The 8,523-nt window shown below is 36.6% G+C and carries 7 protein-coding genes and 2 pseudogenes; 5 read left to right on the top strand and 4 right to left on the bottom strand.

The features are described 5' to 3' along the window. A pseudogene (locus tag NA59_RS13990) lies at window positions 1-512 on the bottom strand (IS66 family transposase); the annotation flags it as partial. Window positions 513-1,940: 1,428 nt separating this feature from the next. Here NA59_RS13990 and NA59_RS15880 point away from each other — a divergent pair. Then, window positions 1,941-2,216: pseudogene (locus NA59_RS15880) on the top strand (DDE-type integrase/transposase/recombinase); the annotation flags it as partial. Continuing rightward, window positions 2,205-2,423 carry an integrase core domain-containing protein gene (locus tag NA59_RS15885; protein WP_407701059.1) on the top strand — a complete coding sequence of 73 codons (219 nt, stop codon included), beginning with the start codon at window positions 2,205-2,207 and terminating at the stop codon, window positions 2,421-2,423. The pseudogene NA59_RS15880 and the gene NA59_RS15885, both read left to right, overlap by 12 nt. 570 nt (window positions 2,424-2,993) lie before the next feature. On the opposite strand, the gene NA59_RS14000 is transcribed toward NA59_RS15885, so the two are convergent. From NA59_RS14000 to NA59_RS14010, 3 genes are all read right to left on the bottom strand, one after another. After that, window positions 2,994-4,031, bottom strand: a complete 1,038-nt coding sequence (locus NA59_RS14000; RefSeq protein ID WP_044414330.1) for a hypothetical protein — start codon at window positions 4,029-4,031, stop codon at window positions 2,994-2,996. 341 nt (window positions 4,032-4,372) lie between these two features. Further along, window positions 4,373-5,443 (bottom strand): ParB/RepB/Spo0J family partition protein, encoded by a 1,071-nt coding sequence (locus tag NA59_RS14005; protein ID WP_044414334.1) that lies wholly within the window; start codon window positions 5,441-5,443, stop codon window positions 4,373-4,375. Next, window positions 5,443-6,651 carry an AAA family ATPase gene (locus NA59_RS14010; RefSeq protein WP_083945129.1) on the bottom strand — a complete coding sequence of 403 codons (1,209 nt, stop codon included), beginning with the start codon at window positions 6,649-6,651 and terminating at the stop codon, window positions 5,443-5,445. Before NA59_RS14010 ends, NA59_RS14005 begins: the two co-directional genes overlap by 1 nt. Before the next feature lie 383 nt (window positions 6,652-7,034). On the opposite strand from NA59_RS14010, the gene NA59_RS14015 reads away from it, so the two are divergent. The 3 genes from NA59_RS14015 to NA59_RS14020 all read left to right on the top strand — a co-directional run. Further along, a complete protein-coding gene (locus NA59_RS14015; RefSeq protein ID WP_044414338.1) occupies window positions 7,035-7,370 on the top strand; it encodes a hypothetical protein in 336 nt (111 codons plus the stop codon). Window positions 7,371-7,393: 23 nt separating this feature from the next. Continuing rightward, a complete protein-coding gene (locus NA59_RS14920) occupies window positions 7,394-7,540 on the top strand; it encodes a dUTP diphosphatase (RefSeq protein ID WP_083945131.1) in 147 nt (48 codons plus the stop codon). A 66-nt stretch (window positions 7,541-7,606) separates the two neighbouring features. Then, window positions 7,607-8,523, top strand: a 917-nt coding sequence (locus NA59_RS14020; RefSeq protein WP_044414339.1) for a tyrosine-type recombinase/integrase, incomplete at its 3' end; no start/stop codon positions are given.

Genomic DNA, 8,523 nt, shown 5'->3' on the forward strand with positions numbered 1-8,523 from the left:
TTTGTGTGCGCAGCCAACCATGTAAACGATGTATTTGAGGCACCATGTAGCCAATGGCGTTTTCCATTGATATTGATACTGGTTTCATCAACATGCAGGCATTCTGAATGCCTAAGCTGGGGCCTGACCCACTCTTCAAACGAGGCGGCGCGCTCAAAGGCCTCCGTATTGAAGTTAAACAGCGAACCGACACTCAAGGGAATGCTGAGCTGATCTTCAAAGTACTCACGCACACGATCATAGGGTAGCAACTGATACAGCGACAAGTAAACCGCATGGGCCTTTAATGCCGGTCCGTATTGAACCGATGATCTAACATGCTCTGGAAAGGGGGCAACAAAACGTGTGCCTTGCTCATCCTCCATAATTTCAGCACGGTACTCTGTGACGAGACGACGAATATCGATATCAAATACTTGGCGATTCTCATACCCTTTGAATGTGTAGGTATGCCCTTTTGGCAGGGTGCGACGATCAATCTTAACCACCTTAATCTCATCTGGATCATCTACAGTCAGTCATTTATAAAACATTTTTTCAATGCATAAAATCTATTTATCAAAAGTGTTTAACGTGTTAAACACTTTTGATAATACGCTATTTATTTTTTAAACATCTGAGTTTTAATCAACGTCAGGATATCTTATTCACAATTAACAGAACATTCTTGCTTAGGACGATGGTTAGCCTTATCGAATAAAAGTGCTAGAACGAAAAGGGTATGTTTAACGCGTTAAACGTTACTGCTGGCTGACTACCATATTGCTTGTATTTGAAGTTAATCAGTATTTAAAAACATGCTTATTCTTTTAAGTGTCAAAGAAAATTAATGAGGATTCTTGTCACTAAAAATTTAATTTCTTAGAAACAAATGTAGGACTAGTGCATAAATCTAGGCAATTGCATAGTTAGATTTTCCACAACATGCCTATTCATTTTCATCATACCTGCACCCAAATGTAAAAATTCAATTGATAAAGAAAAGGCTGAGAGAGATATCTATTAATTTAGTCGATGTCTTTATCGACCTTAATATTAGGTGCATAAAGAAAAATTAGTGAAATAATATCTATTGGCTATTAAATAGAGAATTCCCTTCGGCAATCATGTTAACCTCAATGATTTCACGGGTGGGTTGTTGGTAATAAACAAGTGTCTGAAAAGTTCATCAATCATTATTCAAATAACTTTAAAGTTTCAAGTTGTGTGGAATAAATTCTTCTCATATTAAACTACAAGTAAATCCACTTGCAGTCAAAAAAATTATTAATTTGGAGCCCTGCAAACTCTTACTTCGTAATCTATTATACTTTTTACATTTGATTAGATTGTAGCCTTGTAGGAAATAGTAACGAACTCAGTTATTATTTTTATTGTTCCCACTTACTTCAGGGATAAAGGCTGAGCTAAGTACACATACATCCAAAGGTTAGCCATTCATTAATGATCTATAAACTATTTTCACTTGTCAAAGGTATATGTCTAGACATGTTCCTATTTCAACTTAAGTGCAGCTATAGGTGCCTAAGAGATTCTATCTGACTATATGTGTATTGATGGTACAAAGGTGAAACAACACAACTGTATGATTGACTCAAAATACGTTGTCACAATACTCGATACCTTTACACTAATTTAGATCAATAACTTATAAATGCTGGTAGATAGATGTGAACTTGTAAACTAAACCAGAACGATCCCCATGCAGCCAGTGAATCGCTCACGTCAACACACTGTACAACTTAAGGCGATCACCGAAGCCGAACGCCAAGCGGTGTTAACTACGGTCACCAGTGAGACCTATTGCAACAAGGCGAGTATCTGTGTTCGCTCAGTACGATGCATCGGTTATTGCGCGCCCAAATTCTCAATGACGAACGGCGAAATCAACGTCCGGTCAGACGCACAGTGTACCGCGTTTACGTGCTGATTCGCCTAATCAGGTGTGGACGTGGGATATTGCCAAGCTTGCCACTCAAAAGCGCGGTGAATACTTATCGCTGTATGTGGTGATGGATTTATTCAGTCGCTATATTGTGGCTTGGATGTTGTCGCACAAAGAAAACAGTGCGTTATCTTCACAGCTGATTCAAGAGGCCTCGCAGCGCTACAAGATTGCGCCGAATAGCTTAACATTACACCAAGATCGTGGCACACCGATGACCGTGCATTGTTATCTGGATTTACTCGGTGAGTTAGCGATTATCGCCAGCCATAGTCGACCACGAGTCAGTAACGATAACCCGATGAGTGAGGCGCAGTTTAAAACGCTTAAATATCAACCGGATTATCCACGGCGTTTTGACAACTACGACCATGCCATGCGTTGGTGTCAGGATTATGTAACTTGGTATAACCATGAGTATCATCACAGCGCCTTAGCCGGATTTACGCCTCATCAAGTATTTAGTGGCCAAGTTTAACACATCGAGCAGGTTCGCCAACAAGCACTCGATACGGCCTATCAACGCAATCCAGCGCGTTTTAGCAAAGGCAGACTAACCGTAACCTTGCCACGAAAAGAAGTCTTTATCAACCCAATACCAGAGGACGCTGATCAACATACCATCGAAACCGTGTTGAACTTCCCGACCCTACCAAGGGCAAAACAAATGCAATTAAATTTTTAAAGAACTGACTTAAAGTATGTTGACATATTCTGCATCAATTCACGTTTAGGCATAATGAATCGATTTAAACATGGCTGAAATTTTATATTTCCCAGTATCGCATTTGGTGTTATCAAAAAACCTATTTAAAAGGTCTTCTATCTGGTAACTAAAATCGCATGTCATTTCGCATTAATTTAATCACCATATCCCTTGGTCTGTAAAAGTTTATGAATTAAAAGCAACTAATTTTTCATGAAAATTTACAATTACTTTTTTAAAAAAATAGCGAAGCTAAAATAATAATATTATTTTCTTTATATGAAATCCTATAAGGATTTCTATTAAATGGTAGCAATTTTTGCATCCCCCAACGCATAGTAATTAGCCTAAAAGATGAAAGTTTACTAAACCATTAATTTGGTTTTCATCATACCCAGCCGGAATTGTCCATTCATTCAAACGAACAAGTTTTAAGGCGTGGTTTAGGCAATGAAAAGGTGTCCAATCCTTATTTCTATACCATCCAAACCTTAGAGACCACAAGATTTGTTTATGTATGCTTAACTTATCACCGATTTTTTTTAATTTTTTAAGTCTAGTGAGAAGTCCTTTAGATAACTTTTTTGATATAAATCGCAAAACGTTTTTATGGTCACTAGATGATTTGCTTGTATCTAATATTTTTTTATCTGGATTAGCCTGTACTTTATTCATGACCTGACATTTTACTGTTGTTAAATCATGATTAATGTTGTCAAGTCTATATTTAAGAGTAGCAAGAGATGATTGGTAATGTTCCATTTTTGAATTTTTTAAGTTTTTAAGAAAATATTCATCAATTTCATAAATCCTTAGATTTCGCTTTTTTAATTCCTTCTGGAGTTCATGCTTCATCAATGATTCAATCTCTGATATTTCTTCTTTAATATTCTTTAATTCAATGTTTAACTGTTCAACATTGAAGTTGGATAGATTTAAGGATGTATGATTATCCGGTGTAGTGGCGACATCAATACTTGATTTCATTTCAGAATTAGCTTGAAGTGTGGGTTCTTTCTTAAATCTTTTGTGTATGAACTTTGTGATTGATTCAGGAAGGAGAACATGTATTAGTTGTCCATGATTATTAACATCAGAGCGTTTTATTAATCCGTCTTCTTCAAGTGCATTGAGCTTTGTTGCCAAGGTTCGAGACTTTATTTTTGTATGTTTCTCTAGAAGTGAGTAACTTAATCTGATAGAAATACCTGATGATTCCTTAACACCTTTTTGAAGTGTTAATGATACGATTCTTTCCATCAAAAATAAACTTGTAGCGTCTCTTACGCTGTTAAAAAGATATTTTGATACAGAGCAGGGGATTGCAAAATATACATCCTCGGACATAATGTTTTGTAATGTTTTATTGGATAATAGCATTTCATAACCTTTATTAAAAAGGTGAGTACATATGAAATACCAAACAGAAATTTAGGATAATAGGGTTTAACAGTTAAACTTACTTTGACTTTGTAAGAAACTTTGGTAAAATAGAACTCGTTGTCAGAACTATTTATTAAACACATATTTATGCTTTTTCTGGGGAGATAGAGCATACTTGGTTTACTGTTTGATAAATTCACTTTACAAGCCCATGCGACCAACATGGGCTTATTCTGTAAATTATTGTCTCACTAACTAAACATGATGGTCATCCTTAATAAATCGTTTAACGCGTTAAACAGTGTTTTAGATAATACATAATGCGCACATAAAATGCATTATATATATTTCCCATATTTTTCTAATAGCATTTCTTCGAGCTTGTTAATCTCTTCTTCAGGTAAACTGAACTTTAGAACAATATCTGTTTTATTCATAGTAGTTTGAATTCTTCCAATTTGCTTTCCATTAAAACTAATATCCCTTTTAAGTTTGGGGAGGGTAGGGGAAGCAGTTTTAGTTTTTTTGGCAAAAGACTTAAGATGTTGTACTTTTTCTGATAGTGAATGAGCAGAATTGAAAACACTGCTTTTATCGTCAATTTCAGAGATAATTTCGTTTTGTGTAATATGAGGTAGTTGCTCCCAATAATCGGTAAGATAAATAGCTTCTCTCAATGAAACAGTTTCATTGTTTAAAACATCCTTAAATACTCCGTCATATGTGCGAGTACCAACTACAAGAGAGTGAGTTAAAATATTGTCAACTATAACGGATGGTATGCGTAATATTTTGAATAACAATGATAGTTTTGCTTTTGAAAATCCTAAGGTCTGAGCGAGTTGCGCGTCAGACTTAAACGATCCTTTTTGTTTTAACAAATGAACAGACCTAGCTTCTTCAAAGCAGTTCAAGTCAGAGCGAATGTTCTCAATGAGCTGAAGTTCAAGCAAGCGAACATCATCGGCCTCAACCAAGCTTGCCTTGACTTTAATGTTGAGAAAACGACATGCTTCTAGTCGCCTACGTCCAGAAATGAGCTGATATTTAAATACGGAATCATGATCTGGGTTTGTTCTTATTTGGATGGGTATTTGTTGACCAGATTCAGAAATTGAGTCTATTAGATTAAAAAAATCTTCTGTAAATAAAAATCTTTCATTGCGATTAGCAAAGTCAGTAACTTCAATGAGTTCTGAGGGCAAATCAATGATTGATCGTGAAAGTAAATCATTTCTTTCACGTTCCAACTGTTCAATTTGTATTTTCTGCTGTGAAATTACAGAAGTGCTAAATACCGCACTATCAGAGGAGCGAGAGGTCACTTGGGATTTAAGCGCGTTAGCAGCTGCACGTCGTCGATCACGCGCCATAGCCTCATCTTTTAAAATTTGTTCTTTCGATAACATTAATTAGCTCCAGTTTTACTAAAATGTTTAGATTTAACGGACCATGCATCAATGACGCGTAACAAGACCTCGCGATTAATTGCATTAAAGCATTCGATAGCACGCTTATATGTTCTTGAGTTAACACCTTCTCCATTTAACTCATAAATCGACATATTCTTATCAGCAGCTACTTTTACAGCTTTGGAAATAATTGCTTGTTCCTGAATCATATCTCCGCCAAAAATTTCAGCAATGCGAGATCCATTTCGAAGTGATTCAAGGTCGGATTCCATTCTTGTTCGTAAACCCAATATGAAATCAAATGATTTGGATTCAGAAAATGCTTCTTCGATCTGAGTTAAAACTAAATTTAATTGATCAAAAAATGCACCTGTTGCGAGAATATCTAAATGTGAGGGTGGAACAGGTACAATCATTGCGTCAGAGCTGTAAATTGCATTTAACGTAACATATGAAAAACTAGGTGCACAGTCTATAACGATAATATCGTAATCAATAAAGTGAGAGCTTCTCAACTCGTCATGTAAGACACGATGGAATTGAAATTTGTCTTCATTCATCTGTCGTGATGGCATAATAAATTCAGCGTCAAACAGCCTAATGCTTGATGGTATGAGATCTAGGTTATGCCAATATGTTTTTTCAGGTTTAAGTTGTTTTGACTCTGAATATAAATTTAAAAGTGTTTGCTCAGGAGAAACAAATTGACTACCCTCTACATCAGGACCTTCGAGTGGAATTTTACCCAGCATGCTCGATAACGATGCTTGAGGATCACTGTCAATTGCTAGTACCCTATAACCTTGCATGGCCAGATACTGAGCAAGATGAAAGGCTGTTGTTGTTTTAGATGAGCCACCTTTTAAATTTGCAACTGAAATTACATACGGATTGATAATATTTTCAGGGCGAGCTATATAGTAATCTTTTTTACGCGTATTGCTTTGTAGTTTCTTTCTTGCAATATCTAGTTGTTCTAATGTAAAAACCCGTTTATTATTATCATCTTCGTTGCATTCAATACCGCCTTCTCGAATTAATCGCTGAAGACTTTGATATGACATATCTAGCAAGCTTGAAGCCATCGCAACAGAGAACAAGGGTGGTGTTTTACGAAGTTCTGGTGGATATTCTGTGCGAAGGATATCCTCTCTGAGTATCTCTACATTTTGAGCGTATGCATATAGGTCAGTTGTGGTTTTCATGAAAATATCCGATTACATAGTATTAACTTAAATAAATTATATGCTACAAGAAATTAGTTAGCAAGCTTGTTTTTTGTAGCATATACATAAAATTGAAAAATAATAGATATTCAATCGGTTTTATTATTGATGTCATCCAATAGATAAACCATTATTTTTCGATATAAATATGAGTGTTCAGGAAATATTATCGTATCACTACTGCTTTACAGCAATTACATGTGTTAAACGTTGTTAACATACTTGGGGTGACTCTGTTAGCAACGCAAGTTCAGGAATAATAGACTAAACATTATATTTTTAATCGATCACAGTTAGAGTTCTTAAAACAGTAGAGTTATAATCAAATTTTAAACTTCTAAATTTACAGGCCTTTCCTAATTATGAGTGCCAGTGTCATCTCCTTAATGGCTGTAATAGCCACGCCCTATGTGACAGATCCAAATGCACTTCCTTATCGTGCTTGGTGGGGTGGCGAAGTTGCAATACAAGCGACACAGGCGTGTATTGATGATGGTCGAGATATGGCGAAGGGGTTTGTTTTGAGGAAAGTTTTAACTGCTGGGCAGGGCGTATTGACTGTGCAGTGTGAAATACTCCAAACCGAAACAGGTCCTTATTATGCCTCCAAAGGCGAGTATCTGCCAATGCCAATGCTCAAAGAGATTGTCAGGCTATTTGAGCAAAAAGGGTATAGCATAAATTACGATTTAGAATAACCACGCATTTTTGGAGTAAGGTCATGCATAGCGTATTCGAGCATATCGTGAGTATGCAAGTTGAATTGAACGAGCGCACAGCCTCAAATTGGTTAGAAGCCGAATTTGATTGGGATGCGGCTATTTTAGTGGAGTGTGCAGAGTCCATCGATAGCACTAATTGGAAATGATATGCAGTTGTAATAATCTTACAATTAATTTATAGTTAAATCATATTGTTTTGAGAAGTTGGTTTTATGAGATTAATTAAAGCAACAGAAGACTTTAAACTGCACGGTCATTCCTATGAAGACTTTCCTTTAATCGTTAATTCTGAAATGGAGTTGGTGTGGGAAGTGAATCAGTTCTTAATCTATTTTTGCATTACCAGAGGGCGAGTCGAAAGCAAGAATACTTGGTGGCGTTACGGTCAGGATATGTATGATTTTTTCGGTTGGCTTGAGGGTAACAATTTAGATTGGCGTTCAAGTTTAGCGACTACTCAGCATTCAGTCATTGCCGCTTATCGTGACTGGTCAGTGAATCAAGGCTTATCTTCAACAACCATCAATGGACGATTAAGAATCATCATTCAGTTCTACGAATTTGCGCTAAGAAATCACTGGATTGAATCTGTTCCTTACGACATTGAGACGGTAATTATCAACAAAGGCAAAGGCTTCTTAGCGCATACGGATAGGTCAGGAAACCAAAAAAATACGGCTAATGTGATGCTTAAAGAAAATGTTGCCGCTTTACAGATTTTGACTAAACAAGAGGTCAAAACTTTAATGGCTCACCAGTGTTTTATCTCTCAGCAACTAATTTATCGTTTAGCCCTTCAAACAGGCATGCGTAAAGAGGAATTGATGACGTTTCCAGAGAGTTACATACAAGACCCTAAAACCAAGCGTGGTAAGGCGATTGTGCCGGTTGTATTGAGTTCCAAGGATATGGCGGTGATAAACGGGCAAGGGGGCACAAAAGGCAATAAGGAACGAACAATTCATATCCCTATATCCCTATATGAGCGGCTGTGGCAGTACAAGTTGCATGAACGATATGAATTGCTAGTAAAGAATGAGGTCAGTGAACAGAAAGCATTGCTATTGAATCGGTTTGGGCGACCTTATTCGATAAAAGGCTCGATACTGAATACGAAACTTAAAGAGAT

It is taken from the genome of Thiomicrospira microaerophila (genome assembly GCF_000934765.1).
Taxonomy (GTDB): Bacteria; Pseudomonadota; Gammaproteobacteria; order Thiomicrospirales; family Thiomicrospiraceae; genus Thiomicrospira; species Thiomicrospira microaerophila.